The following is a 26,329-nucleotide window of genomic DNA, read 5'->3' on the forward strand; positions in this document are numbered from 1 at the left end:
ACGCCTCCGGCGCGGGGTGGGTTGCCCGAGCGGCCTAAGGGAACGGTCTTGAAAACCGTCGTGGCGGCGACGTCACCGTGGGTTCAAATCCCACACCCACCGCGTGGTGAGCAGTGAGAACGGCCCCTGACCAGGTCATCCGGTCAGGGGCCGTCTCGTTGCGCCGGGCCCGCGCGGAACGGAACCGTGATTCCCTGCGATGTCCTGGCCGGATCGGGTGCCGGCGATTGCGGGGGTTGCTGTACTTCGTTGCTGTACCGCAGGATCGGACGATGTCCCGCTCAGTAGGCACGCACACCGCCGATCCGTGCCCCCGGTGCCTTGTCGAAGCGGTCCGTCCGGGCAGCCCGATGGCCGTCGCGGGACACAACGTGGTCGGCTACCACTGTGATCGCTGTGCGAAGTCCTGGACCCGGCCGGTCGAGGATGACCTCGATGTCCATGACGTCGTGCGGGTGGACCTTCCTGATGCCACGCTGTACGGCACCGTCTGGCAGGTGGAGGGCGACCGCGTCCAGGTGCGGGGAACCGGCGGTGAGTGGCTGCTGTGGGTCGACCGTTGGCGAGTCATCGTCTACTGAGGACGTTTCCTGCCGATGTCCCGACAGATGCCCGGACTCGGCGAGCAAGCATCCGGCTTGACCGGTACCGGCCTGCGGTCGGCTCCGAGAGCGGCTTCCGCCTTCGGCCGCCCCGGCCGGGCAGCCCTGAACGGTGTTGAACGGGAGGGGAAATCGAAAGGGGCGTCGTGGGCGGGCTCGATAGCGTCGTCGTTGTGGAAGGGGGAGCCATGGCGCTGGTCCGCAGGGGATCTCGGCGGATCGTTGTCGACGGTACGGCGTACCGCTGGCGGCTGCGGAGCAGGCCGACGTACCTTCAGGGGCTCGTCTGGTCGCCGTGCATGTTCGCGGTCGAACACGCGGACACTCCGGGGACGACGCTCGTGGTCACCACCGACCAGCCGCACTCTGGCAACTGGTGCGGACGGCAGGCCGAGCCCGTACTGCCGTCCGACGTCGCCCAGGCCATTCAACTCGCCCTTCACCAGGGATGGACTCCAACGGGTCCCGGCTCCCCGTTCCACCTCGACCGCTCCGCCGGCTTCAGGCCCTCGTCCTGAACAGACGAGGCAGAGCATCGAAGCCTGTGCCCCGGCCGACGACGGCCGGTTACGACGGCGGGCGCGCCAGCCGATCAGGGGCGTGAATCTCGCCGCGCCGACTCAGCGACAGTGGAGGGTGAGAGCAAGTGATCTCAGCGCGGGTGTGGGCCGACGCTCAGCGGCTCTGGGACTTTCAGCGGATGGGGCACGAGCCGCGCCCGTGCTCTGTCGCGGTCGGGCTCGGCAGTCATGATCTCGGGGTCGCGGACACCACCGCCGATCTGTACCACCGGGGCATGATGCCGCTGATCGTCTTCACCGGGGCCACCAGCCGCACCACACGCGACCGCATGCCGCGCGGGGAGGCGGAACACTACCGGGAGCGAGCTGTGGAGCGGGGGGTTCCGGCCGATGCCATCCTCGTTGAGCCGCGGGCCCGGAACACGGGGGAGAACATCCGCTTCTCGCGCGCGGTGCTCGACGAGCACGGGGTGGAGGCGTCGTCCGTTCTGCTGGTCAGCAAGCCGTATGAGGAACGACGGGCCTACGCGACCGCACGCAGAGTCTGGCCCGAAGTCGAGTGGGTCAGCGCGTCCACCCGGATGAGCTTGGCCGACTACATCGACTCGATCGGAGACGCTCGGTTGGTCATCGACATGGTGGTCGGTGCGCAGCAGCGGGTTGTGATCTATCCGCGGCAGGGGCTCATGGTCGAGCAGGATGTGCCCGGAGGGGTGGGAGCGGCGTTCGAACGTCTGTGTGATGCCGGGTTCACGAGCCGACTGGTGGCCGACACCGCATCGCGGGAGTGATGGCATCACGCGGTTCTCTGGGCCCCGCTATGGCTAACCAAGCCACCGGCCAACCCGGGGTGCCACGGCTGCTGCACCGGGAGGTGCGCGCAGGTCACCGGGGACGGACGTCCAGGAAGGCGGCGGGTCTTGAAACCGTCGTGGCGGTGACATCACCGTGGGTTCGAATCCCGTACCGATCGTGTCGGCAAGCCGTGAGGATGGCCCCTGACCAGGTCATATGGGCAAGGGCCGACCGCCTACCGGCGTAGGCGTACGGGCCGCGCTGCCCCGGCCCTGGCTTCCTTCTCCATGCGCTGGGCCACGCCATACGCGGACCACGGTCCCTGATGGATCGGGCACCGCGAGGTGTCTTTCACCCCCTCTTCACCCCTTTCGCCACCTGTCGCCGGCACGACCCGCCGGTCACCGGGCAGTCCCCGCTCCGGTACCTGCTGGGTATCCGGCTCCAGCAGGCGCAACTTCTGCTGGAGCGCAGCGAGACACCGATCGAGCAGATCGCCGTCCGCGCCGGATTCGGCTCACCCGCCAACCTCCGCCACCACCTCCAGCGGCGTACCGGGGCCGGCCCCACCGCCCCGGGTGTTTTCATCACCCCCTCCGATACCCCACCAACCTCCCCGCCGACGCGATCGTCGCCCGTGCCTCCTGTTCCGTCAGGCCCGTGGAGAGGGCCGCGTCGATCAGGGACGGCAGCAGGTCGTGGCCGATTCCGTTCTCGTACGCCCGGCAGGCCGCCCAGAAGAGGCGGGTGTTGCGCTGGCCGGGGCGGGCCGCCGCCACGAAGTGGACGAGGCCCAGGCCGCCGCCCCCGGACGGCGCCGCGTGCCGTGGCCCGGAGGGCGTCGGCGGCAGCAGCAGCCGCAGCAGCGCCGGCGGACACGGCGCCGGCGGCAGGAACGCGGTGCCCGGCGTCGTCGCGTACACCCCCGCCCCGGTACGGGAACCTGGGCCCACCAGATAGCCGCCCGCGCCCCGGACGTCGATCCCGGGGGCCAGCCGTCCCGCGGAGTTGGGGATCACCATGTCCGGCGGGCCGCACAGCCACAGGTGCCGGCCGCCCGAGGGGGTGAGGACGACGACCGTCGGCGGGATGGTGAAGAGATGGCGCAGCGCCAGTTCGCGCAGCGCGGCGGTGGCGTCCGTGCCCGCCTTGGTGTCCAGGTCGATGCCGATGAGGTGGTGCGGGGGCAGTCCGCAGGCGATGCCGTAGCCGGTCGCCCAGGGTGCCGCCGCGAACATCCGCCGGATGCGCGCCGGGTCGGTCGAGGCGTCGTACACCCCGTGCCCGAACCGTCCGCACTCGCCGTGGCAGGGGCGCGGCAGAGGGGCGGCGGGGGGTGATGAGGACGTGGGGCGGGGCGGCCACGGCGCATGGGGCGGAGGCGGAGGCGGAGGCGGTGGGGGTGGCGGAGGCGGTGGGGCGCGGTGCGGGGAGCGCAGCGCCGGGAGCTTCGTCCGGGACAGCGGGATGACCGCCAGACCGCGCGCCGCGGCGGACAGGGCGTGGGCGAGGGCGAGCGTGCCGGCCTGCCGGTCGATGGTCGCCATGGGCTCTATCTTCGTACGTATGTTCGAGAAAGGGAAGAGGGGGCGAATGCGACGCGCCCGGACCCGGGGAGGTGCCGGAAAAGTGCGGGAACGCTTCACCCCTTGTCCCGCTTGGGCTGTGCCGTGCCGAGTGCCCTGACCTGGGAGATCAGGTGAGGGAGGGGGTTTATCGACTTGTCATCACGCTTCAGGGGGAATCGGGGCTTCCGGCCTGGTTCGCCGGGGATTCGGTGGGCAACTCTGATCTCGCGACGTCGTGCACCACCCCGAGGCGGATGGCCAACTGCCCCGGAAGAAGCCGAAGTTCACCTCTCATCACGGCTCACAAAGCCGGGTGTCCCCGTTCCGGAGGAATTTCACATGGCAAGCATCCGTACCGCTCGCGTCATCGCCGCTGTCTCCGCCCTCCCGCTCGCCGCCGCGCTGTTCACCGGCGCCGCGACGGCCGACAACGGTGCTCTCGCGAACGACGGATCGAGCGCGACCGTCACCAACGCCATCCAGGGCAGCCTCGGCAGCGGCGTGGGCGGCGACAACAGCGGCAACTCGGCCACCACCCAGCAGCAGGCGATCGGCTCGGGCGCCTCGAACCAGAGCAACACCGCTCAGGTCGACGGCTCCGCGTTCACCTCGGTCAACCAGGGCAACTCCAACGTGGCCGTCAACTTCACCCCCGTCTTCGGGTGAGGTGATCTTCCGGTGAGCTGAGAGGGCGGCCGCTCGGCCGGCCGCCCCGGCCTCCTGTGTGGGTGTGCTCTGTGGGGAAACAGCGTCCGCGCGGCGGTGCTTCGGCACCGCCGCGCAGTCGTTTCCCGGGGAGGGTCGGTCCGGTCCGATTCGGTCCAGTCCAGTCCGGTCCAGTCCAGTTCGGTTCGGTTCGGTTCGGGGTCGATGGGCCAGGGTGGAACACGGAACACCTTGACGCTCTCCACCTCGCGCTGGACCGTGGAGCCGCTGCGGCTGCTGGACTGCTGCCAGGAGACCGACGATCTCACCGCCCTCCCGGAGGCCGCCGCCGCCCGCCGCCTCTGGCGCACCTCCGGACCCGGCCCCGCCGACATCGACGCCGGCATCCTCTACGACCACTTCACCCCGGAGGAGTACGGCCTCTGCGGTCGCGGCGAGGCCGCCGGGTTCGTCGCGGCGGACCGGCTGCCGCTGAACCCCCACGGCGGCCGGCTCGGCGAGGCGTACCTCCACGGTATGAACGGCACCGCCGAGGCCGTACGCCAGGTACGGGGTACGTCCGTGAACCAGGTGCCCGGCGCCGGACACGTCCTCGTGACGGCCGGGACCGACGTACCGACCTCGGCGCTCGTGCTGGCGCCGGACCGCTGACCCCCTGATCCCCCTGGCCAGGGCCCTCGTGGCCGCCCCCGCCCCGGGTGCCCGCCCCGGCACCTCCCTGAGGGAAACCCCCAGTACCTCTCCACCCCCACTCCACCTCTGGGAGGTCCAGCCAGCCCCACCCCTACAACCTGAGGGGGACCCGGCTTCGGCACCTCCGGGCGATCCGCGTGCGGGTGTCCCGCTCCTAGCGTGGGAGCCATGACCACACCCGTCTGCACCAGCGCTTCGGACGCCGCCCGGCGGCCCTCGCCGTACGCGGCCTACCCGTCGTTCGCCTCGTACGTACGGGACCGCCGACCGGTGCTGCTGCGCACCGCCCGCTCGCTCACCGCCAACCCCAACGACGCGGAAGATCTGTTGCAGACCGCGCTGACCAAGACCTATGTCGCCTGGGAGCGCATCGAGGACCACCGCGCGCTCGACGGCTATGTCCGCCGCGCCCTGCTGAACACCCGCACCTCCCAGTGGCGCAAGCGGCGGGTGGACGAGTTCTCCTGCGACGAACTGCCGGAGCCCGATCCGGAGCCGTCCGGTGACGACCCGGCCGAGCGCCAGGCGCTGCACGACGCGATGTGGCGCGCGATCATGCGCCTGCCCGACCGCCAGCGCGCGATGGTCGTCCTCAGGTACTACGAGGATCTCAGCGAGGCCCAGACCGCCGAGGTCCTCGGCGTCTCGATCGGCACGGTGAAGTCCGCCGTCTCCCGCGCGCTGGGCAAGCTGAGAGAGGACCCGGAACTGGTCCTGGTCCGCTGACACCCCCCTTCGGACCCCCTCTCACATCTCCTCACACCTCCTCACCGCCCCTCACCGCCCCTCATCTCTCCTCATCTCTCCTCATCCCTCTTCAACTCTCGTCATCTCTCCCGGATCTAGTGACATACCAAGCGGTACGTGCGCAGAATCGAGGCAATCGTTACCGCCGCGTAGGCAGAGCCGCCCCGGGAGGACGCCGTGCTGAGCACCATGCAGGACGTACCACTGCTCATCTCCAGGATCCTGACCCATGGATCCACGATCCACGGGTCCTCGCAGGTGACCACCTGGACCGGCGAACCCGAACCCCACCGCCGCACCTACGCCGAGATCGGCGCCCGCGCCGCCCAACTCGCGCACGCCCTCGGTGACGACCTCGGGGTGGCCCGGGACGACCGGATTGCAACCCTGATGTGGAACAACGCCGAGCATGTCGAGGCGTACTTCGCGATCCCCTCCATGGGCGCGGTACTCCACACCCTGAACCTCCGGCTGCCCCCCGAGCAGCTCATCTGGATCGTCCACCACGCCGCCGACCGCGTGGTCATAGCCAACGGCTCCCTCCTCCCCCTGCTGGCCCCGCTCCTCCCCCACCTCAAGACGCTGGAGCATGTGATCGTCTCCGGCCCCGGCGACCGGGCGCCCCTCACCGAGGCCGCCGCGACCGCGGGCGTCCGGGTCCACGAGTACGAGGAACTGCTGGCCGGCAAGCCGACCGCGTACGACTGGCCGGAGCTGGACGAGCGGCAGGCCGCCGCCATGTGCTACACCTCCGGCACCACCGGCGACCCCAAGGGCGTCGTCTACTCCCACCGCTCGGTCTATCTGCACTCCATGCAGGTCAACATGGCCGAGTCGATGGGCCTCACCGACCGGGACACCTCCCTGGTGGTGGTCCCGCAGTTCCATGTGAACGCCTGGGGCCTGCCCCACGCCACCTTCATGACCGGCGTCAATCTGCTGATGCCGGACCGCTTCCTCCAGCCCGCCCCCCTCGCCGAGATGATCGAGCGCGAGCGGCCCACGCACGCCGCCGCGGTCCCCACCATCTGGCAGGGCCTGCTCGGCGAGCTGACCGCGAACCCCCGGGAGGTCTCCTCGCTCACCCAGGTCACCATCGGCGGCTCGGCCTGTCCGCCCGCCCTGATGGAAGCCTTCGACCGGCTCGGGATGCGGGTCTGCCACGCCTGGGGCATGACCGAGACCAGCCCCCTGGGCACGGTGGCCCGGCCCCCGGCCCACGCCGTCGGCACGGACGAGGAGTTCGGCTACCGCATCACCCAGGGCCGCTTCCCGACCGGCGTCGAGGCCCGGCTGACCGGCCCCGGCGGCGAGCGGCTCCCCTGGGACGGACGGTCGGCGGGCGAACTGGAGGTCCGCGGCCCCTGGATCGCCGCCGCCTACTACAACGGGCCCGACGGCGAACCGCAGCGCCCCGAGGACAAGTTCACCGAGGACGGCTGGCTGAAGACCGGCGATGTGGGCACGATCAGCCCGGACGGCTTCCTCACCCTCACCGACCGCGCCAAGGACGTCATCAAGTCCGGCGGCGAGTGGATCTCCTCGGTGGAACTGGAGAACGCGCTGATGGCCCACCCGGCGGTCGCCGAGGCCGCGGTCGTCGCCGTCCCCGACGAGAAATGGGGCGAGCGGCCCCTCGCGACGGTCGTCCTGCGCGAGGGCGCCGACGCCGGCTTCGAGACCCTGCGGACCTTCCTCCAGGACGAGGCCAAGATCGCCAAGTGGCAGCTCCCGGAGCGCTGGACCATCCTCCCGGCGGTCCCGAAGACCAGCGTCGGCAAGTTCGACAAGAAGGTGCTGCGCAGGCAGTACGCGGCCGGGGAACTGGAGATCACGGAGATCTGACCGGCAAGCGGAGGCGGGGGCGGGGCGGGGTCGGGCTCCCCGCCGGGTGGCGATGGATCTGAGCGAGGGCGGATCCGGGTGACGATGGATCCGGATGACGACGGATCCGGGTGACGATGGATTCGGGCGCGGGGTCGGCTCCAGCTCCGCGCCCGAACAGAAGGGAGAACGGGGGTCAGTTCGTCCCGATCCGCGCCAGCAGATCCACGATCCGGCTCTGCACCTCCGTACTCGTGGACCGCTCGGCGAGGAAGAGCACGGTCTCGCCGGAGGCCAGCCGCGGCAGGTCCGCCTGGTCCACGGCGGCCGTGTACACCACCAGCGGCGTCCGGTTGAGCTGCCCGTTCGCCCGCAGCCAGTCCACGATCCCGGCCTGCCGCCGATGGACCTGCATCAGATCCATCACCACCAGGTTCGGCCGGAACTGCCCCGCCAGCGCCACCGCGTCCGCGTCGCTCGCCGCCCGCGCCACCTGCATCTGCCGCCGCTCCAGCGTCGCCGTCAGCGCCAGCGCGATCTCCGCGTGCTCCTCGATCAGCAGCACCCGCGGCGGATGCTGCTCACTGTCCCGGGGCGCCAGCGCCTTCAGCAGCACGGCGGGATCGGCACCGTACGCCGCCTCGCGGGTCGCCTGTCCCAGCCCGGCCGTCACCATCACCGGCACCTCGGCGGCCACCGCCGCCGTCCGCAGCGACTGGAGCGCGGTCCGGGTGATCGGCCCGGTCAGCGGGTCGACGAACAGCGCCGCCGGGAAGGCCGCGATCTGCGCGTCCACCTCCTCGCGCGAGTGCACGATGACCGGCCGGTAGCCCCGGTCGCTCAGTGCCTGCTGGGTGGAGACATCGGGGGCGGGCCAGACCAGCAGCCGCCGGGGGTTGTCCAGGGGCTCGGGGGGCAGTTCGTCGTCCATCGGCTGCGGACGCGGCGGGTCCGGTACCTCGACGGCCCCGCCGGGGCCGTCCAGCGGCTCCGGCCCCTCCGCCGCGTTCTCGTCCGGCGCGCCTATGGCGTACGAGCGTCCGATGCCCTCGGAGGGCTGCGCCGGGCGGGGTACGGGCGACGGGACGGCCGGTTCGGCCGGGGGATGCTGCCGGGCCTGCTGCTCGGGGGCGGCGGCCCCGGCACCCTCGTTCCGGGTGCCCAGCTTGCGCCGCCTCCCGGAACCGGAGGGGTTGTGCGGTGCCGGGGTGGCACCGCCGCCCCCCTGCGGCGGGGGCTGCTGGACCTGGCCGGCCTGCCGGGTGAAGGGCACACCCTGTCCGAGCGTACGGACGCTTATGGCCCTGCCCTGGGTGGAGTCGGGGTCCACCGGGACGGCGGGCGCGGGCCCCGCGGCCTCGGCCGGCAACGGCTGCGCGGGCCGGGCCTGCGCGGGTGCCTCCGGGGGGAGCGGGGTCCCGGACGCCGGGGTCGGCGCGGGCTGGGGCTGGGAACGGGCGTGCGAATGGCCCTGGCCCTGGCCCTGGGCCTGGAGCTGGGGATGCGGCTGCGCCGGGGCGGACTGCTGCCCGGGGACACCCGGCGCGGGGACACCCGGCCCGGGAATCCCCTGCGCGGGTACCGGCGCGACGCCACCGGGAGTAGCCCCGGGAGCGGTGCCGGGAGTGACGCCGGGAGCAGCACCGGGAGCAGCACCGGGGGCGACGGCCTGAGCGGGAATCCCCTGCCCCGGGCCGGACATTCCCTGCCCCGAAACCGGAATCCCCTGCCCCGGAACCGGCACCCCCTGCCCCGCAACGCCGTACCCCGCCCCCACACCCTGCGGAGCCTCCACCCCCATGCCCGCGCCCGCGCCCTCGCCCGCCGCGACCCCGGCCATCGGCTCCATCGGCTCGATCGCGGGCGGAGCCACCGCCCGGCGCCGGCGCCCCGTCGGGTTCCCGTCCGGCGCCCCGGCGGGATGCGGCTGCGGCGGCGTGTGATCCTCGCCCTGGTCATGCGGGTGCGGTACGGCGTCGTGCCGCCCCCGCCCGTCCGGAACACCCTGCGCGGGCACCGGTACCGGCACCGCCGGGGACATCGGCATCGCGGTGGCCGCGGGAACCGTCACCCCACCGGCCGCCACCGGCCTCTGCCGCGGTGCCTCCGCCTCCCGGTCCGCCTCGGCGGGCGGCAGCGCGAACACCGTACGGGGAGCAGCCTCCTGGGCCACCGCCCGCTCCTGCGCGGCGGCGAGCGCCCGACGCCGTCGCCCGGACGACTCCTCGCCGCCCTCACCACCCGACTCCGCCCCACCGGGACCGGAACCAGAACCGGAACCGGCGCCGGAGGCGGACCCCGGCGCGGGCAGCGCGGGCGGCAGCGCGGCGGCGGGCTGGCCGCCCCCCTGCCGGGCGAGCTGCCCCGCGGGCCCGGCGGGCACACCCTGCGGCGGAACGGCCGCGCCGAGCCCGGAACGGGACGCGGCGGCCCCGGCCGCGTGCTCGGCGGCGGTGACGACGGACCCCTGCGCGGCGACCGGCTCGATGGCGGCGACCGGCGGAACGGGCGCGAGCGGCGAGGCGGGTGCCACGCCCTGCGGGCTCACCTCGGCGGGCCGCCCCCGCCGCCGCCCGGTCGGCGCGGGCCCCTCGATGGCCCCGACGGCCCCCCGAACACCCTGCTGCCCGCCCTGCCCCGCCGGAGCCTGTCGAACAACAGCCCCCACCTGCTGCCCCGGCTGTACTTGTTGCCCCTGCTCCCCCTGCTCGCCCTGCTGCTCCTGCTGCTCCTCTACGGCCCGGCGCCTGCGCCGCCCGGTCGGCGCGGGCCGGTCGCCCTCCCCCGCACCACCCCCTGCCGCGGCCCCCGCCACCTCACTGTCCAGGAAAGCGTCGACGGAGGACCGCCGCGCCCGCCGCCGCCCCCCGCCGGAGGCGTGCTCGGCACCGTCGTCCGGATGCTCCTCCCCGCCCCCCGGCACAACAGCACCCGCCCCCGCACCCGGCACAGCGACCCCCGCACCCGGCACAGCGGCAGCCGCGACCGCCCCCGCCCCGCCCCCGATCGGCACCTCCAGCACAAACGCGCTGCCGCTCATCCCCGGCACGTCATGGGTCTGGAGCACCCCGCCGTGGGCGCGCACGATCCCGCGCACGATCGGCTCGTGCACCGGGTCGCCCCCGGCGTACGGCCCGCGCACCTCGATCCGTACCACCTCACCGCGCTGGGCCGCCGCGACGACGACCGTGTTGTCCATGTAGCCGCCCGCGGAGACGGGGGAGTTGCCGGTGGCGTCGACCCCGGCGACATCGGCGACGAGATGCGCGAGCGCGGTGGCGAGCAGCGCCGGGTCGACCTCGGCCTCGATGGGCGGCGCGTGCACGGCGAACTGCACCCGCCCCGGCCCGATCAGCTCGACGGCCCCGTCGACCCCGGCGGCGACGACGGAGTCCAGCATCACCTTCGTACGGGCCACGGACTCGGTTCCGGCGTCCAGCCGCTGATAGCCGAGGACGTTGTCGATGAGGGTGGTGATCCGCGAGTAGCCCGCGGACAGATGGTGCAGGACCTGGTTGGCCTCGGGCCAGAGCTGACCGGCGTCGTCGGCGGCGAGGGCGGCGAGGTCGCGGCGGAGTTCGTCGAGGGGGCCGCGCAGGGAGGTGGCGAGGAGGGTGAGCAGTTGCTCGTGCCGTCCGGACAGGGCCTCGTAACGGTCCTTCTCGCGCTCGGCGAGGGCGGCGTAGCGGTCCTCACCGGCGGCGAGTTCCTCGGCGTGCGCCTCGCGCAGCTCCTCGACCTCGGTGACATGCCGCTGGCGCAGCGCGGTGAGGTCGGAGGCGTGCTCCTCGGAGAGCCGCTCCAGTTCCTCGGCGTGCCGCTGCTCGACGCCGTCCTTCTCGGCGGCGAGGGAGTCGTAGGGCCGCCGGTCGGTGAAGGCCATGACGGCGCCGACCAACTGATCCCCGTCCCGCACCGGAGCGGTCGTCAGATCGACCGAGACCTTCTCCCCGGCCTTGCTCCACAGCACCTGCCCGCGCACCCGGTGCTTGCGCCCGGAGCGCAGGGTGTCGGCGAGCGGCGACTCGTCGTACGGGAAGGGGGAGCCGTCGGGGCGTGAGTGCAGGACGAGGGTGTGCAGCTCCTTGCCGCCCAGCTCACCGGCCCGGTAGCCCAGTATCTGCGCGGCGGCCGGATTGACCAGGACGATCCGCCCGTCGGTGTCCGTCCCCACGACCCCCTCGGCGGCGGCCCGCAGAATCATCTCGGTCTGCCGCTGCGAACGCGCCAGCTCGGCCTCGGTGTCGACGGTCCCCGACAGATCCCGCACGACGAGCATCAGCAGTTCATCGGCGGCGGAGGTGTAGCCGTAGCCGTCGTACGCCTGCTGGGCGTTCTCCAGATTGGCGCTGGTGACCTCGACCGGGAACTCGGTGCCGTCGGTGCGGCGGGCGATCATCCGGGTCGGCTTGGTGCGGGCGCGGGGGTCGATGTGATCGGGACGGCGCATACCGCCCGGGATCAGCTTGGAGTCGAACTGGGGCAGCAGATCCAGCAGCCCGCGTCCGACGAGTGCGGTGCCCGGGGCTTCGAATGCCTCCAGCGCGATGGTGTTGGCGTTGACGACGGTCCCGTTCGCGTTGACCAGCACCAACGCGTCGGGCAGCGCGTCCAGTATCGCTGCGAGGCGAGCAGCGCCTCGGGATGGCCTGCTGCTCACGAGACGCTTCCCTCCTGTTACCGCATTACCGCACCTTGCCGACCGCTCGGGCCATCTTGCCAACCTGCCCGCGACGTGTCACGCGAGGGAGTCTAAGCGCTGGGGTCGCTTCGGCGGCGCCGGATGGGACAGAGGTCGCACGAGCCGGTGACGCCCGGGAGGGTCGGGCGGGGCGGTCCGTGAAGGTGCCGTCGGCATACGGCCCGGGCACCTCCACGCGTTCCGGCCGGTCAGCCGCGCAGGTCGGGGAGCAGCGGTACGAGCCGGTTCCAGCGGTCGATCTCGCACCCGTTGGTGCGGTCGAACCGCGCGTCGACCCGGCGCCCGGACCAGGTGCCGGTGACCCGAGCGGTCGCCGTCCCGCCGTACAGCATGGTGCAGGCGCTGCCCGCCGCCACCGGCGCGAAGGGATCCCGCCCGGACGCGGCCTCCCGCTCCACGGCCGCGCAGGCCCCCCGGACATCCGCGTGACTCCCGCCGTCGGGCGCGCAGGACACGTCGTACGACGTCACCTTGCCGGCGGCGTCCTTCAGCGTGATGTCCAGCGTCCCGCTGGCGACCCGGTCCTCCAGCCGGACGGGCGGCGGGAGCGCGGGGGAGGGAGCCGCGGCGGCGCCGGGCGCGACCCCGGCGAGGGAGGAGACGAGGGAGGCGGCGAGCAGGGCGCCGGTGAGGAGGAGACGACGGGGGGAGCGGGGGGAGCGGGCGGCGCCGGCCGCACCCGGGAAGTGGCTCGGAGACATGACCTGCCTAACGGCGGGGAGCGCGGGCGGTTGCGGGTACGGGCACCCTGCGGGCGAGGCCCGCGCACCCCTCCTCACCACCCGGGAACGCCTTTGCCCTGCTGCCCACCTGGCTAGTACGGTGGGGGCGATTGGTGACACCCCGCTCGTCTGTGTCATCATCTGCACGCACCATTCGCGCTCGCGCGAGCGGGTGTGCGGGAGGCGTCGCCTAGTCCGGTCTATGGCGCCGCACTGCTAATGCGGTTTGGGGCTCAAACCCCATCGAGGGTTCAAATCCCTCCGCCTCCGCACCACACATTCAGGGAGCCCAGCCTTTCTCAGGCGGGGCTCCCTGATGCGTTTCCCCCTCCCTGTCTCCCTCCCCCATCCCCCGACCCGGTGGGCGGAGGATGGGGGAAGCGGCGATCCCCGCGAGCCGCTCGCGGTCGAGGGAGCAGAGGACGTAGTCCCCCTCGCGCCGGGTGGCGGTGAGCCCGACGCGGGGAGCTGGGGCAGATGGCGGGAGATCACGGACGGGGACAGCCCGAGGAGGGCGGCCGGCTCCTGCGTACTGCGGCTCTGCACGGCGATCCGGTCGACGATCTGGAGCAGGGCCCGGAGCGCGGTGAGCAGGTCCGCCCGGCTGGTGGGGCGGGGCGCGGCAGCGACGGGTAGGTGATCCGCAACGGCCAGGGATCGTCGCAGGTGACGCGGACGTGGGGCCAGACGTGGTGGCTCGGGGTGAAGGTCACCGGCCGGGCGGGGGTGACCACGAGATCATGACCGCGCGGCCGGTCGAGCCGCAGGGTAGGGCGTACGGGTTCGATGCGGATCCGGGGCACGAGCGCGCCGAGCAGGGGGAAGACGCGCTGGTGGGCTCGTCGCCCGCCGCGGAGGTGGTCGGCGACGCCGAACCGGTGCTCGCGCAGTTGCCGCCGCAGCCCGGTCGGCAGCCGCCGGCACCGCCGTACCCAGGGCACATGCAGGGCGTGGTGCCCCGGGTCGGTGGGTACATGCCAGGAGTGCGCGGCTTCGAGGAGCGGGGAGACGGCGAAGGCGAGATCTTCCTCGGCGGTCTCGCGGAAGCGCATCGAGAGGGGCGATGGCGATCCGTCACCGAAGCGCGCCGCGCCCGGAGATGACCGGCGCGGGCCGGGGCCGCGGTCACCTCCGCACCATCGCGGACGGCGCGCTGGTCGGCGCCACGAACCCGAAGGGCCTGGTCTTCTTCGCGGCGGTCCTGCCGCAGTCGTCCGGGACGACGCGGGGAGCGCCCCCCTCCAGATGCTGCTGCTCGGCTTGATCCCGGCCGCGATCGGTCTGGTCTGCGACACCCCGTGGGGTCTGGGGGCGTCGGCCGCACGCACCTGGCTGTCCGCGTCGCCGCGTCGGCTGTCGATGATCGGCGGGGCGGGAGGGGTGACCTTGATCGGCCGGGGAGTGACCATCGCGGCGACGGGTGAGTGACGTGCGTCGCATGATCGCCGAGCACCTGTTCCACCCCCGGTCGCGTGTCCCCCTCAGAGGCCGTTTTCGCAGGTCATGCAGGGTGCGGGCAATGGATTTCACATGCGGGCGGCAGTCATGTAATGTTCTTCCTGTCGCCGCGAGCGGCCTGAAAGGCCCACAAGCGAAGACAGAAAACAGAACACAAGCACTCGTAGCTTAACGGATAGAGCATCTGACTACGGATCAGAAGGTTGCAGGTTCGAATCCTGCCGAGTGCGCCAGAGTCACCAGGTCAAGGCCCTGATTCCTCTCCGGAGGATCGGGGCCTTTGTCGTTGTGGAGCCGTACCCGCCGCACCTCGGCCGACCGCGTCCGCTCGTCCGCCCGGTGTCGGGGCCGGTCCGTCTTCACCGCGGCCCCGGGTTCGTCCACCACCACCCGGCCCGAAGCCTCGTACCCCTCGCCTGACTTGAGCCGCTCGGCCGCCTGACGTGTCCGGAACGTCTTCAGGGCCGTGAGCACGATCCCCGGGAGCGGAAGCGCGCGGTCGCCCGCCTCGGACTCGGTGTCGTTCTCGACGGCCTCCCCGGCGGCCAGGGGGCGCGTGATCTCCCCGCTGATCGTTCCCGCTGTGAGGGTCGATGTCCTCTCGTAGCATCGGCACGCCCAGGGCGTCGATGCCGCCGATGCCCGGCTCCGGGACGGGGTGGTCGGACCCGGATCGGTTCAGTGCGGATCAGTCAGAAGGCCGCAGGTTTGAATCGGGGGGGGGCGTGTCCTGGTGCCCGTCCTTTCAGGTGTCGCGGGAGCGTAGAGCCAGGTGGGCGGCAGGGCGGCACGGGCGGCCGGCCAGGGCGCATCGCTGTTCGAAGTCGTGGGGGAGCCAACCGCGGTTGAGGAGGCGGGGATGGGTGGGGAAGGCGATGACCGCGGCCAGGGCGAAGGCCAGAGAGGCCCAGGGGGTCTGGATCCGGACGGTCGACTGGGCGCCGTGATGGTTGAGGAAGGTGGTCTGAAAGACATCGGGGGCCACCAGGTCGATCGAGGTCAACGCCTGCCAACTGACGTTGAGTTCGGCGGGGTGGGCGAAGTGGAGCCGGTGCAGGGTGAGGGTGACTTCGCCGGGGCCGTCCAGGACCCAGCGTGGTTGAGCGTCCCGCGCCGCCTGATTGCGGCGGGCGGCGTTCCCGAGCGCGGAGCCGACCAGCGAACCGATCACCACGGCCGGGCTGCCGAAGACGATGAGGTCGCTCTGCACATACTCGCCGTTGCCGAGAGGTCTCCAGGTCATACGCTGCCCGGGGCCCACGGCCAGGGTGCGCTCGCCCTGGTGCAGCCGGGTCGTCGTGGCCACGACCGGGCGGCGGGCCACCTGTCCTTCGAGGACATCGGCGAGGATGTCGCAGGTGTGCCAGAGATAGTCGTCGAGGGGCGACCACACCGGCTGGGCCGCGCCGGGGTGCGGGGACGGCTGCGCGAACGGGTCGGTCACTGTCGCTCCAGCCTCCCTGCGAGGGGCCAAGGGCTACTGTATGTGATCTTACGTAATCGGATAGTTGGATTGTACGCCTGACGGCCCTCTGGTGGTGAGGCCGAGGCGAGCGCGGAGTGAGCGGGCCGGGGGCTACTGCCCCCACACCCGCAAGTGGTCCCGCAAGCGGCGGGCCACCTGGCCCATCACCGCGTCCACCCCCGGCTGATGCCCCGCCGCCACCCGGGATTCGGTCAGGGCCGCCACGGCGTAGCGGTGGCCGTCGTGGTGTTCCACCACTCCTGCCTCGTGGCGCAGGTTGAGCAGGGTGCCGGTCTTCGAGGACCAGGTCGCGGCGTCGGAGGCGAAGTCGGGGGCGAGGCGGTGGCGCAGGACGTTGGCGGCGAGGAGGGTCCGGGTGGCGGCGGCGACTTCCGGGGGGAGGGTGGGGTGCCAGATCGCCTGGAGGAGGTCCACGAAGGATCTGGCCGTGCCGGTGTTGGCGTGGGTGACGTCGAGTTGGGGGACGCGGTGGCCGCGGCCGGGGGTGCCGGCGTCGATGGCCAGGGCGTGGGCGAGGTGGACGTCGGAGGCGGCGAAGCGTTCCGCCGGGGTGTCGGTCAGTTCGTCCATGGTGTGGCGTACGGCGATACCGGTGAGGCCGAAGTCCGTGAGGATGGTGGCCACCTGGGCGGGCGGGGTGAGGGTGAAGAGGGCGTCGGCGGCGACTCCGTCGCTGATGCAGGTGCTGAGGTAGACCAGGTCCTCCACCGCGATCCGCGCCGGGTGGCGGAAGCGGCTCATGCCGGTGGGGCCGGGGGTGGTGATCCGGCCCGGCTGGACGTCGACGGGCATCGCGGGGTCCAGTTCGCCCCGCCGGATCCGTTCCAGGGTCGCCAGCGCGAGGGGGACCTTCACCAGGGACGCCACCGGGAATTCGATGTCCGGATCCAGACCCACCTCCTCCCCCGTGTCCAGGTCCCGCACCAGGAACGATCCGTGCAGCCCGCTCTCGCGCAGCGTGCCGCGCAGAGCGGTGAGGAGGGTGGTCGTCGATGTCGTGCTCATTCCTCGCCCCTCATGTCCCGTTGGTGTGCCGCGCCCCTATGCACGCCGCCAGTTCGTGTCCGCACCCCCGCCGGAGGCGTTCCGTCGTCTCGGGGGGTGTGTCCTCGGCGGCGGTGAGCGCGTAGCCGCGGGCCGGGCCCGGGGTCAGTTCGCCTATCTCCCGCCACTCCAGGCCGAGCGCCCGCGCCTCGGCGCGCGGGCACAGCAGCGCGTCCCCCGTGCCGGACAGCACCTCGGCCGCGGCCGGCGCCAGTCCCCCGGCCACCGCCAACTGGGCCGGACGCAGCCCCAGCGCGTCCCGCAACCGGGTCAGCCGGTCGCGCACATGCGGTACGTCGTCCTCCGGCTGGAGCCAGACCCGGCGCGGGCGCCTGGCGCCGTCCGCCCGCCCCGGGCGCAGGGTGTCCAGGTAGAGCGGGCCCGCGCCCGGCGCGTCCAGGACCGCGAGCCCCAGCGGCACCGTCCAGGCCGCCGCGTCCGGCGCCACCGCCAGCAGCGCCGCCCGCACCTCCCGCGAGCCGACCAGTTCGGCCCGTTCGGCGGGGGCGGCGGGGCGGGGTTCCAGGGGGATGCCCTCGCGCCGGGCGGCGGCGATCAGGCGGGCCAGCGCGCCGGTCGGGCAGTCGGCCGGGACCGCGAGCCGCAGCGGGCGGTGCCGGGCGGCCTCCGCCTCGTGCTCCAGTCGGTCGCCGAGCCGGACGAGTTGCCGGGCCAGCGGCAGGATCTCCCGGCCGAACGGGGTCAGCGTCACCGTGCGCGACGATCTCGCCAGCAGGCGTTCCCCGAAGTGGCGTTCCAGGGCGGCGACGCGCCGGCTGGCCACGGACTGGGCCATCCGGGCCGCCGCCGCGCCCACCGTGAAGCTCCCGTACTCGCTCACATGGACGAACGCTCTGCATGCCCCCAGAAGATCCACAGCTCTCACTATGCCAAACCGGGGCACAGGGGCAGCGGGGCGCAGAGGCAGCGGATCGTGGGGGCGCCGGGGCACAGGGACATCGGGGTGCCGGGAGGCCAGGGCGCCGGGGTGCCCGGGTGCCGGGTCGGCCATGCCGATTCGGCATGGATGCGTGCGGGTGCGTCTTGGACGGTGGGGGTGGGCGGGGGCGAGGGTGCGTGTACTGCGTCGCGTTGGCGTTGTTCGTCGCTGTCTGGAGGCCATGTCATGACGTCGTACGTGCTGAGGGTTCGCCGGGGTGCCGCCGCGGTGGCCGGGGTGCTCGCGCTCACCGCCCTGCCCGCCTGCGCCCAAGGGGAACAGAGGCAGCAGGGGGAGCAGAGGGGACAGGGGACGGGGGTCGCGGGGGCGGCGTCCGCCGGTCAGGAGGTCGGGAAACAGCCCGACGCCAAGAGTGTGAAGCGGGACTTCCAGGCGCTGGAGAAGGAGTTCGACGCCCGGATCGGTGTCTACGCGCTGGACACCGGCAGCGGGCGGACCGTCGGGCACCGGCCGGACGAGCGGTTCGCCTACGCCTCCACCTTCAAGGCGCTGGCCGCCGGTGCCGTGCTGCGCAAGTACGGGGTGGACGGGATGGACAAGGTCATCCACTACTCCAAGGAGGACATCGTCGCCAACTCGCCCATCAGCGAGGACTTCGTGGAGAGCGGGATGAGTCTGCGCGAGCTGTGCGCGGCCACCGTCTGGTACAGCGACAACACCGCCGTCAATCTGCTCCTGGAGGACCTCGGCGGGCCCGACGCCCTGGAGGCCGTTCTCGCCGAACTCGGCGACGACGTCATCCGCATGGACCGCTACGAGCCCGACATGAGCGAGGGCAGGCCGGGGGACCCGCGGGACACCAGCACGCCCCGCGCGATGACCGGCAGCCTGCGCGCGATGCTGCTCGGGGACGCCCTCAAGCGTGAGGAACGGGAACTCCTCGCCACCTGGATGCGGACCAACACCACGGGCGAGACCCTGGTCGCCGCCGGGGTCCCGGACGGCTGGACCGTCGGCGACAAGAGCGGTACGGCGGGCTACGGCGGCCGGAACGACATCGCCGTGCTGTGGCCCGAGAACGGCGGCAACCCGATCGTGCTCTCCGTCCTCACCAGCCGGGACGAGGAGAACGCCGAACGCCGTGACGAGGTCGTCGCCAGGGCGGCGGAGGTGGCGCTCAAGGGGTTGGGGCGGAGCTAGCGGGACGGGGGACAGGGGCGTTGTCAGTGCCGCGTCCTACGCTGTGAAGCAATGGACGGGCAATGGCGTTGCTCCGGGCTCCGATGGTCAGCGCGGGGACCCGAGCTGGAGTGGGACGGGGGGCGGCGATCCGCGCTGACCTGGGGGAAACGGGTGGCGTTCGGGGTGCTGGGGGATGCGGGGGAGGAGGGGAGCGGGCGGACCTGTACGGGCGCGCGGGGCCATCCCTGCCCGCGCCGGGTCCCGGTGCCGGGGCGCAGTACGGGCGCGCGGTGCGAGGAGTGCGCGCGGCTGGACCGGGCGCATTCGGTGGCCGCCGACACGATCGCCGACGACCCCCGGCCGTACCACGTGTATCTGGCCTGGTTCGGGCCCGGCATGACCAAGGTCGGGATCACCGCCGTCGAGCGGGGCCCGGCAAGGCTGCTGGAGCAGGGCGCGGTCTGTTCTAGCTGGCTTGGCGCGGGGCCGCTAATGTCCGCGCGCCGGGCGGAGGAACTGCTGCGGGCGGCCCTGGGCGTGCCGGACCGGATTCCGTACGCCGACAAGCGCGCGGTGCGCTCCGCGCTGCCGCCGGACGCCGCGGACCGGGCCGCCGAGATCGCGGAGCTGCACGGGCGGGCGGTGGCGCTGGGCGGCTGGCCGGAGGCGCTGAGACGGGCGCCGTTCCGGGCGGTGGACCATGTGGGGGTGTTCGGGCTGGCGGGGCTGCCGGATGCCTTCGGTGAGGTACGGGAGTTGGTGGCGGGGGGTGTCGTCGGGGGTGAGCTGGTGGCCGCCGCCGGGCCGGATCTGCATCTTCGGATGGGGGAGGGGGTGGGGGAGGGAACGGGGGCGCGGGTGGTGGTGCTGGACACCCGGCTGATGCGGGGATGGGCGCTGGTGCCGGTGCCGGGGGCGGCTCCAGGGGCGGGAGTGGGGTCGGGGGCGGGGTCGGGTGAACTGTCCGTGCCGGTAAGGGAGTACGCGCGGGACCTGCACCGGCAGGACGGGCTCTTCTGAACCGGAACCGCCTCCCGCCCCCCTCCGCCCCACCCTCCCCAGGCCAATCCTGAGTCCCCCCTGTGTGTTTCTCAGGAAAATCACAGGTTGTGGAAAGGGCGCTCTCAGAGGTCGCGGACAGGGTGTGCCGTATGACCACGACCTCGCCCCAGGGGCGCACCGAACTGCTGAGGCCGGACGGGAGCCCCGTCCGCGTGCTTGTGGTGGACGACGAGCAGTCGATCACCGAGCTGCTGTCCATGGCCCTGCGCTACGAGGGATGGCAGATCCGGAGTTCAGGGGACGGCCAGGGGGCCGTGCAGACGGCGCGGGAGTTCCGGCCCGACGCCGTCGTGCTGGACATGATGCTGCCCGACATGGACGGGCTCACCGTCCTGGGGCGGCTGCGCCGCGAACTGCCCGACGTACCCGTGCTGTTCCTGACGGCGAAGGACGCGGTGGAGGACCGGATCGCGGGACTCACGGCGGGCGGGGACGACTATGTCACCAAGCCGTTCAGCCTGGAGGAGGTCGTGGCCCGGCTGCGCGGGCTGATCCGCCGTTCCGGCGCCGCCGACCGCCGCTCCGAGTCCGTGCTGGTCGTCGGGGATCTCACCCTGGACGAGGACAGCCACGAGGTCACCCGGGCCGGGCAGGGCATCCATCTGACCGCGACCGAGTTCGAGCTGCTGCGCTTTCTGATGCGCAATCCGCGCCGGGTGCTCAGCAAGGCCCAGATACTCGACCGGGTCTGGTCCTACGACTTCGGCGGCCAGGCCAATGTCGTCGAGCTGTACATCTCCTATCTGCGGCGGAAGATCGACGCCGGGCGGGAGCCGATGATCCACACCCGGCGCGGCGCCGGTTATCTGATCAAGCCCGCCGCCTCATGACCCGGTGGCGACAGCCGCTCCCGCGGCGGCGGCCGACGGGCCAGCCGCGCACCCTGCGGACCCGGCTGGTCGTCGCCTCGGTGGTGCTGATCGCCGTGGTCTGCGCGGTCATCGGCACCGTCACCACCGTCGCCCTGCGCTCCCATCTCTTCGCGGAGCTGGACGGGCGGCTGTCGGAGTCGGTGGAGCGGATCGCGTTCGTCGACCTGCCGGGCAAGGGCGGGAAGAAGGAGCCGATCGATCTCAGCGACTTCGTCACCCGCGGCCCCCAGCCGCAGGGCACCATCGGCGCCGAGCTGATCGGCGGGACGGTGACCGACGCCCAGGTCGGCGAGCGATCGTCCCCCGAGGCCCAGCCGCTCGACCCGCTCCAGACCGCCGCCCTGCTGGCCGTCCCCCGCGACGGCCACCCGCACACCGCCGACATCCCCGGACTCGGCCAGTACCGGGTGCAGTTCACCTCCGCCACGGACGGCATCCGCCAGTACTACGTGGCCATACCGACCACCGACGTCAACAACACCCTGCGCACCCTGCTGCTGATCGAGATCAGTGTCACCGCCGCCGGGCTGATCGCCGCCTCGCTGGCCGGCGCGGTCATCGTCAATGTCGCCACCCGCCCCCTGCGCCGGGTCGCCACCACCGCCACCCGGGTCTCCGAACTCCCCCTGCACAGCGGCGAGGTGAACCTCGACGAGCGGGTCCCGGAGTCCGAGACCGACCCGCACACCGAGGTCGGCCAGGTCGGACTCGCCCTCAACCGCCTGCTCGACCATGTGCACGGGGCCCTGCACTCCCGCCAGCAGAGCGAGACCCGGGTCCGCCAGTTCGTCGCCGACGCCAGCCATGAACTGCGTACCCCGCTGGCCTCGATCCGCGGCTACGCCGAGCTGACCCGGCGCGGCCGGGAGGAGATCGGCCCCGACACCCGGCACGCGCTGCGCCGGATCGAGTCCGAGGCCGACCGGATGACGCTGCTGGTGGAGGATCTGCTGCTGCTGGCCCGGCTGGACGCGGGCCGGCCGCTCCAGTTCGAGCGGACCGATCTCGTCCCCCTGGTCGTGGACACCGTCAGCGACGCGCGGGCGGCCGGCATGGACCACACCTGGCGGCTCGCGCTGCCCGAGGAACCGGCGCCGGTCTGCGGGGACGCGGCCCGGCTCCAGCAGGTGCTGGTCAATCTGCTGGGCAACGCCCGCACCCACACCCCGCCCGGCACCACCATCACCGCCCGGGTGCGCCGCAGCGGGCCCTGGCTGTGCGTGGACGTGTGCGACGACGGGCCGGGCATCCCGCCCGCACTGGTGCCGCGGGTCTTCGAACGGTTCGCGCGCGGCGACACCGCCCGTACCCGGGCGACCGGCTCGACCGGGCTCGGCCTGGCCATCGTCGAGGCGGTGGCGACCGCGCACGGCGGCGCGGTGAGCGTCGACAGCAGACCCGGACACACCGCCTTCACGGTCCATCTCCCGGCCGCGGCCGCTGCGGACACCCCACCGCGCCAGTCCCTGAACGGCCGACAGCACCCCGCCCAGAGCGGGCACCACTCCGTGGCGAACGGCCAGCAGCACCCCGCCCAGAGCAGCCAGCAGCACCCCGTGCTGAACGGCCAGCACCCCACCCCCAACGGCCAGCACCCCGCCCGAAACGGTCAGGCCCCCACCCCGACCGGCCAGCACCCCACCCCCAACGGCCAGCACCCCGCACCAAGCAGCCAGCAGCACCCCGTGGCGAACGGCCAGCACCCCACCCCCAACGGTCAGCACCCCGCCCCGACCGACCAGCACCCCACCCCCGCCGACCAGCGGCAAGCGCCCCCCCAGCACGCAACGAACCCGCAACACCAATCACAGCCACAGCACAGTGCCACCACACGGGTGCGACAGGGCGCCTGACAACAGTCGGTTGTATGCGAACCGACTCCCGGGCGCCCGTACCGGGCGCCCCGCCCCCCACTCTGCCGGCCCGGGAACACCTCCCGGCCGTGGCAGTCGGAGTGCCGGTCCTCGATGTAGTGATCCCCGTCTACAACGAGGAGAAGGACCTGGAGCCCTGCGTCCTGCGGCTCCATGAGCATCTGACCCGCACCTTCCCCTACCCCTTCCGCATCACCGTCGCCGACAACGCCTCCACCGACACCACCCCCGAGGTCTCCGCGCGGCTCGCGGCCGGGCTGCCCGAGGTGCGGTCGGTGCGGCTGGAGCAGAAGGGCCGCGGCCGGGCCCTGCGCACGGTCTGGTCCGGCTCCGACGCCCCGGTCCTGGCGTACATGGACGTCGATCTCTCCACCGATCTCAACGCGCTGCTGCCGCTGGTGGCGCCGCTGATCTCGGGCCACTCGGACCTGGCCATCGGCTCCCGGCTGGCGACCGGATCCCGGGTGGTGCGCGGCGCCAAACGGGAGTTCATCTCCCGCTCCTACAACCTGATCCTGCGCGGCTCGCTGCTGGCCCGGTTCTCCGACGCCCAGTGCGGTTTCAAGGCGATCCGGCACGAGGTCGCCCAGGTGCTGCTGCCGCTGGTGGAGGACTCCGGCTGGTTCTTCGACACCGAGCTGCTGGTCCTCGCCGAGCGGGCGGGCCTCAGGATCCACGAGGTCCCGGTGGACTGGGTCGACGACCCCGACTCCACCGTACGGATCCTGCGCACCGCCGCCGACGACCTCTTGGGGGTCTGGCGGGTGGGCCGGGCGCTGGCCACCGGTTCGCTGCCGCTGGACCGGCTCACCCGGCCGTTCGGTGACGATCCGCGCGACCGCGAGCTGACGAACGTACCCAAGGGGCTGGCCCGGCAGCTCGTCGGGTTCTGTGTCGTCGGGGGGCTGTCGACCCTCTTCTATCTGCTGCTCTACACCGCCTTCCGGGGCTTCGCCGGGGCGCAGACGGCCAACGCGCTGGCGCTGCTGCTGTCCGCGCTCGCCAACACCGCGGCCAATCGGCGGCTCACCTTCGGGGTGCGCGGCCGGGCGGGTGTGGTCCGGCACCAGGCGCAGGGGCTGCTGGTGTTCGGCATCGGGCTGATCCTGACCAGCGGTTCGCTCGCCGCCCTGGACGCGGCGAGCGGCGACCCCGGGCACTCCACCGAACTCGCCGTGCTGATCGCCGCGAACCTGGCCGCGACCGTACTGCGGTTCCTGCTGTTCCGCGTCTGGGTCTTCGCCGACCACCGCGAGCCGTACGGCACCACCGGGGGCACCTTCTCCGGGCAGCGGCAGCCGTCCGGCACCGCCGGGGCCACCCCCTCCTGGCACCAGCAGCCGTACGGCACCACCGGGAGCACCCCCGACGGGCCGCACCAGCACCCGGCCGCAGGCGCCCCCACCCCCTGTCCCCCCGGCTGCGGAGGCCATCCCCCGCACGACACCGACCCGACGACGGATCCAAGGAACCCCCGATGACGTCGACGACCACCCCGCACGACACCGACCCGGCGACGGCACCCCCCGTGCCGCCGAGGTCCGCCCCGTACCGCCGGCTCGGGCCCGTATGGCGGGGGCGGCCGGAGGATCCGCGCTGGGTGCGCCCGGCGTTCCTGGGAGCCCTCGTCGTCATCGGCGCGCTCTACACCTGGAACCTGACCTCCTCCGGCTACGCCAACTCCTTCTACTCGGCGGCCGTGCAGGCGGGCAGCGAGTCCTGGAAGGCGTTCTTCTTCGGCTCGCTCGACGCGTCCAACGCCATCACCGTCGACAAGCCCCCGGCGTCGCTGTGGCCGATGTCCCTGTCGGTGCGGCTGCTCGGACTCAACTCCTTCGCGATCCTCTTCCCCGAGGTGCTGATGGCGGTCGCCACCGCCGGAGTGCTCTACGCGGCCGTCCGCCGCCGCTTCAACGCCGGGGCCGGTTTCCTCACCATGGCGGTGTTCGCGCTGACCCCGGTCGCCGCGCTGATGTTCCGCTTCAACAACCCGGACGCCTCCCTCGCCCTGCTGATGGCCCTCGCCCTCTACTGCACCCTGCGCGCGCTGGAGAAGGCGCAGACCCGGTGGCTGGTGTGGGCGGGCGCGGTGATCGGGCTGGCGTTCCTGGTCAAGACGCTCCAGGCGTTCCTGATCCTGCCGGTGCTGGCCCTGGTCTATCTGGTCTGCGCGCCCACACCGGTACGGCGGCGGATCGGCCAGGTGCTGCTGGGCGGACTCGCGATGGTCGTCGCGGGCGGCTGGTGGGTCGCGATCGTCGAACTCTGGCCGGCGTCCTCGCGCCCGTACATCGGCGGCTCCCAGGAGAACTCGTTCCTGGAACTGACCTTCGGCTACAACGGCCTGGGCCGCCTCAACGGCGAGGAGACCGGCAGCGTCGGCGGCGGGGGCGGCCGGGGCTGGGGCGAGGTCGGCTGGGACCGGATGTTCAACGCCTCGGTCGGCGGCCAGATCTCCTGGTTGATCCCGGCCGCGCTGATCCTGCTGGCGGCGGCCCTGTGGCTGCTGCGCCGGGCGCCCCGCACGGACACCGCCCGCGCCGCGTTCCTGCTCTGGGGCGGCTCCCTGCTGATCACCATGGTGGTCTTCAGCTTCATGCAGGGCATCTTCCACGAGTACTACACCGTCGCCCTCGCCCCCTACATCGCCCCGCTGACCGGCATGGGCGCGGTGGTGCTCTGGGAGGAACGCGGCCGGATCTGGGTCTCCCTCGCCCTGGCCGCCGCGACGACCGCCACGGCGGCCTGGGGGTACGTCCTCCTCAACCGGACGCCCGACTACTTCCCCTGGCTGAAGTGGCTGGTACTGGTCGGCGGGCTGATTGCCGCGCTCGGTCTGGTCTTCGTCACCCATCTGGGCCGTCCGCTGACCCTCGGGGTGGTCGGCCTCGGCGCGGTCGCCACCCTGGCCGGTCCGACCGCGTACAGCCTGAGCACCCTGGACACCGGGCACACCGGCTCGATCGTGACGGCGGGCCCGGCGGCGGCGGGCGGCCGGGGCGGCTTCGGGGGAGGCGGGGGCTTCCCCGGTGGCGGGGGTGGCGGACAGCCCCCGCAGGGGACGGACCGGCAGCCCGCGGCCGGTGCCCCGGCCCCTCCGGCCGGCGGCCGGACCGGCGGTGGCATGGGCGGGCTCCTCGACGGCGCCGCCGTCAGCGACGAGGCCCGCCAACTGCTGACCGACTCCGCCGGTCACACCTGGGCCGCGGCGGCGGTCGGCGCGCAGAACGCGGCGAGCTACCAACTGGCCACCGGCGACCCGGTGATGGCGATCGGCGGCTTCAACGGCACCGACCCGTCCCCGACGCTGGCCCAGTTCCAGCAGTACGTCGAGGAGGGGCAGATCCACTACTTCATCGCCGACGACGGCGGCCGGGGCGGCGAGGACGGCACCGCCACCCAGATCTCCAGTTGGGTCCAGGAGAACTTCACCGAGGTCACGGCCGGGAGCAGCACGTTCTACGACCTGACGCAGCCGGTCGCCCCGACGGCCACGGGCTGACCGGCCGCCGCCCCTAGAGACAGGTGCCCCCGAGGCACGTGCCCTAGAGACAGGTGCCCTAGAGACACGTGCCCCGGGGGCCGAGCGGCCCCGGGGCACCCCTCGAAC

General features: G+C 72.9%; 19 protein-coding genes, 3 tRNA genes and 4 pseudogenes. 20 read left to right on the forward strand and 6 right to left on the reverse strand.

The genetic code is table 11. From position 1 onward, the window contains the following. Positions 1 to 15: 15 nt before the first annotated feature. The 5 genes and pseudogenes from AB0O01_RS27395 to AB0O01_RS27415 form a co-directional block, all read left to right on the forward strand. Positions 16 to 102, forward strand: a tRNA-Ser gene (locus AB0O01_RS27395). 170 nt (positions 103 to 272) lie between these two features. Further along, positions 273 to 581: a hypothetical protein gene (locus tag AB0O01_RS27400; protein ID WP_365317404.1), complete on the forward strand. Its 309-nt coding sequence runs from the start codon at positions 273 to 275 to the stop codon at positions 579 to 581. A 209-nt stretch (positions 582 to 790) separates the two neighbouring features. Next, entirely contained in the window at positions 791 to 1,120 is a 330-nt protein-coding gene (locus AB0O01_RS27405; RefSeq protein WP_365317608.1) for a hypothetical protein, read from the forward strand. A 128-nt stretch (positions 1,121 to 1,248) separates the two neighbouring features. Then, the gene (locus tag AB0O01_RS27410) at positions 1,249 to 1,914 is read left to right on the forward strand and encodes a YdcF family protein (RefSeq protein WP_365317406.1); all 666 of its coding nucleotides are present in this window, start codon (positions 1,249 to 1,251) and stop codon (positions 1,912 to 1,914) included. Positions 1,915 to 2,243: 329 nt separating this feature from the next. Beyond that, positions 2,244 to 2,477: pseudogene (locus AB0O01_RS27415) on the forward strand (helix-turn-helix domain-containing protein); the annotation flags it as partial. Positions 2,478 to 2,505: 28 nt separating this feature from the next. Here the strand turns inward: AB0O01_RS27415 and AB0O01_RS27420 are convergent. Next, entirely contained in the window at positions 2,506 to 3,465 is a 960-nt protein-coding gene (locus AB0O01_RS27420) for a bifunctional DNA primase/polymerase (protein ID WP_365317408.1), read from the reverse strand. Between the two features lie 360 nt (positions 3,466 to 3,825). On the opposite strand from AB0O01_RS27420, the gene AB0O01_RS27425 reads away from it, so the two are divergent. The 4 genes and pseudogenes from AB0O01_RS27425 (at position 3,826) to AB0O01_RS27440 (ending at position 7,437) form a co-directional block, all read left to right on the forward strand. Next, positions 3,826 to 4,152 (forward strand): hypothetical protein, encoded by a 327-nt coding sequence (locus tag AB0O01_RS27425; protein WP_365317410.1) that lies wholly within the window; start codon positions 3,826 to 3,828, stop codon positions 4,150 to 4,152. 231 nt (positions 4,153 to 4,383) lie between these two features. Further along, positions 4,384 to 4,803, forward strand: a pseudogene (locus AB0O01_RS27430) (lipid-transfer protein); the annotation flags it as partial. A gap of 210 nt (positions 4,804 to 5,013) precedes the next feature. Next, positions 5,014 to 5,571: a SigE family RNA polymerase sigma factor gene (locus AB0O01_RS27435; protein WP_365317412.1), complete on the forward strand. Its 558-nt coding sequence runs from the start codon at positions 5,014 to 5,016 to the stop codon at positions 5,569 to 5,571. A 198-nt stretch (positions 5,572 to 5,769) separates the two neighbouring features. Next, positions 5,770 to 7,437, forward strand: a complete 1,668-nt coding sequence (locus tag AB0O01_RS27440) for a long-chain fatty acid--CoA ligase (protein ID WP_365317413.1) — start codon at positions 5,770 to 5,772, stop codon at positions 7,435 to 7,437. A 175-nt stretch (positions 7,438 to 7,612) separates the two neighbouring features. Here the strand turns inward: AB0O01_RS27440 and AB0O01_RS27445 are convergent, their stop codons facing one another. Further along, on the reverse strand, positions 7,613 to 12,076 hold the full coding sequence (locus AB0O01_RS27445; protein WP_365317415.1) for a PAS domain-containing protein: 4,464 nt from the start codon (positions 12,074 to 12,076) through the stop codon (positions 7,613 to 7,615). Positions 12,077 to 12,306: 230 nt separating this feature from the next. Beyond that, the gene (locus AB0O01_RS27450) at positions 12,307 to 12,819 is read right to left on the reverse strand and encodes an SSI family serine proteinase inhibitor (protein ID WP_365317417.1); all 513 of its coding nucleotides are present in this window, start codon (positions 12,817 to 12,819) and stop codon (positions 12,307 to 12,309) included. A gap of 200 nt (positions 12,820 to 13,019) precedes the next feature. On the opposite strand from AB0O01_RS27450, the gene AB0O01_RS27455 reads away from it, so the two are divergent. From AB0O01_RS27455 to AB0O01_RS27475, 5 genes and pseudogenes are all read left to right on the forward strand, one after another. Further along, a tRNA-Ser gene (locus tag AB0O01_RS27455) sits at positions 13,020 to 13,110 on the forward strand. A 207-nt stretch (positions 13,111 to 13,317) separates the two neighbouring features. Then, on the forward strand, positions 13,318 to 13,476 hold the full coding sequence (locus AB0O01_RS27460) for a hypothetical protein (protein ID WP_365317419.1): 159 nt from the start codon (positions 13,318 to 13,320) through the stop codon (positions 13,474 to 13,476). A gap of 104 nt (positions 13,477 to 13,580) precedes the next feature. Further along, positions 13,581 to 13,943 (forward strand): hypothetical protein, encoded by a 363-nt coding sequence (locus tag AB0O01_RS27465; RefSeq protein WP_365317421.1) that lies wholly within the window; start codon positions 13,581 to 13,583, stop codon positions 13,941 to 13,943. A gap of 17 nt (positions 13,944 to 13,960) precedes the next feature. Beyond that, positions 13,961 to 14,268: pseudogene (locus AB0O01_RS27470) on the forward strand (LysE family translocator); the annotation flags it as partial. Between the two features lie 187 nt (positions 14,269 to 14,455). Further along, positions 14,456 to 14,531, forward strand: a tRNA-Arg gene (locus AB0O01_RS27475). A 512-nt stretch (positions 14,532 to 15,043) separates the two neighbouring features. Here AB0O01_RS27475 and AB0O01_RS27480 read toward each other — a convergent pair. The 3 genes from AB0O01_RS27480 to AB0O01_RS27490 all read right to left on the reverse strand — a co-directional run bounded on the left by AB0O01_RS27480 (position 15,044) and on the right by AB0O01_RS27490 (position 17,705). Next, the gene (locus AB0O01_RS27480) at positions 15,044 to 15,742 is read right to left on the reverse strand and encodes a hypothetical protein (protein WP_365317423.1); all 699 of its coding nucleotides are present in this window, start codon (positions 15,740 to 15,742) and stop codon (positions 15,044 to 15,046) included. A 132-nt stretch (positions 15,743 to 15,874) separates the two neighbouring features. Next, positions 15,875 to 16,789 (reverse strand): serine hydrolase, encoded by a 915-nt coding sequence (locus AB0O01_RS27485; protein WP_365317425.1) that lies wholly within the window; start codon positions 16,787 to 16,789, stop codon positions 15,875 to 15,877. A gap of 10 nt (positions 16,790 to 16,799) precedes the next feature. Beyond that, positions 16,800 to 17,705: a LysR family transcriptional regulator gene (locus tag AB0O01_RS27490; protein WP_365317427.1), complete on the reverse strand. Its 906-nt coding sequence runs from the start codon at positions 17,703 to 17,705 to the stop codon at positions 16,800 to 16,802. A gap of 249 nt (positions 17,706 to 17,954) precedes the next feature. On the opposite strand from AB0O01_RS27490, the gene bla reads away from it, so the two are divergent. The 6 genes and pseudogenes from bla to AB0O01_RS27520 all read left to right on the forward strand — a co-directional run bounded on the left by bla (position 17,955) and on the right by AB0O01_RS27520 (position 26,221). Then, on the forward strand, positions 17,955 to 18,929 hold the full coding sequence (bla, locus tag AB0O01_RS27495) for a class A beta-lactamase (RefSeq protein WP_365317429.1): 975 nt from the start codon (positions 17,955 to 17,957) through the stop codon (positions 18,927 to 18,929). A gap of 51 nt (positions 18,930 to 18,980) precedes the next feature. Beyond that, positions 18,981 to 19,931, forward strand: a complete 951-nt coding sequence (locus tag AB0O01_RS27500) for a DUF2797 domain-containing protein (protein ID WP_365317431.1) — start codon at positions 18,981 to 18,983, stop codon at positions 19,929 to 19,931. A gap of 131 nt (positions 19,932 to 20,062) precedes the next feature. Next, positions 20,063 to 20,803 carry a response regulator transcription factor gene (locus AB0O01_RS27505; RefSeq protein WP_365317433.1) on the forward strand — a complete coding sequence of 247 codons (741 nt, stop codon included), beginning with the start codon at positions 20,063 to 20,065 and terminating at the stop codon, positions 20,801 to 20,803. Further along, positions 20,800 to 22,278: pseudogene (locus AB0O01_RS27510) on the forward strand (HAMP domain-containing sensor histidine kinase); the annotation flags it as partial. The gene AB0O01_RS27505 and the pseudogene AB0O01_RS27510, both read left to right, overlap by 4 nt. Positions 22,279 to 22,712: 434 nt before the next feature. Further along, a complete protein-coding gene (locus tag AB0O01_RS27515) occupies positions 22,713 to 24,200 on the forward strand; it encodes a bifunctional glycosyltransferase family 2/GtrA family protein (protein ID WP_365317434.1) in 1,488 nt (495 codons plus the stop codon). Next, positions 24,197 to 26,221, forward strand: coding sequence for a glycosyltransferase family 39 protein (locus AB0O01_RS27520; protein WP_365317436.1), 2,025 nt, complete (start codon positions 24,197 to 24,199; stop codon positions 26,219 to 26,221). The genes AB0O01_RS27515 and AB0O01_RS27520 overlap by 4 nt, the downstream gene beginning before the upstream one ends. The last annotated feature ends 108 nt before the right edge of the window (positions 26,222 to 26,329 follow it).

The organism is Streptomyces sp. NPDC093252, assembly GCF_040683675.1.
Lineage (GTDB): Bacteria > Actinomycetota > Actinomycetes > Streptomycetales > Streptomycetaceae > Streptomyces.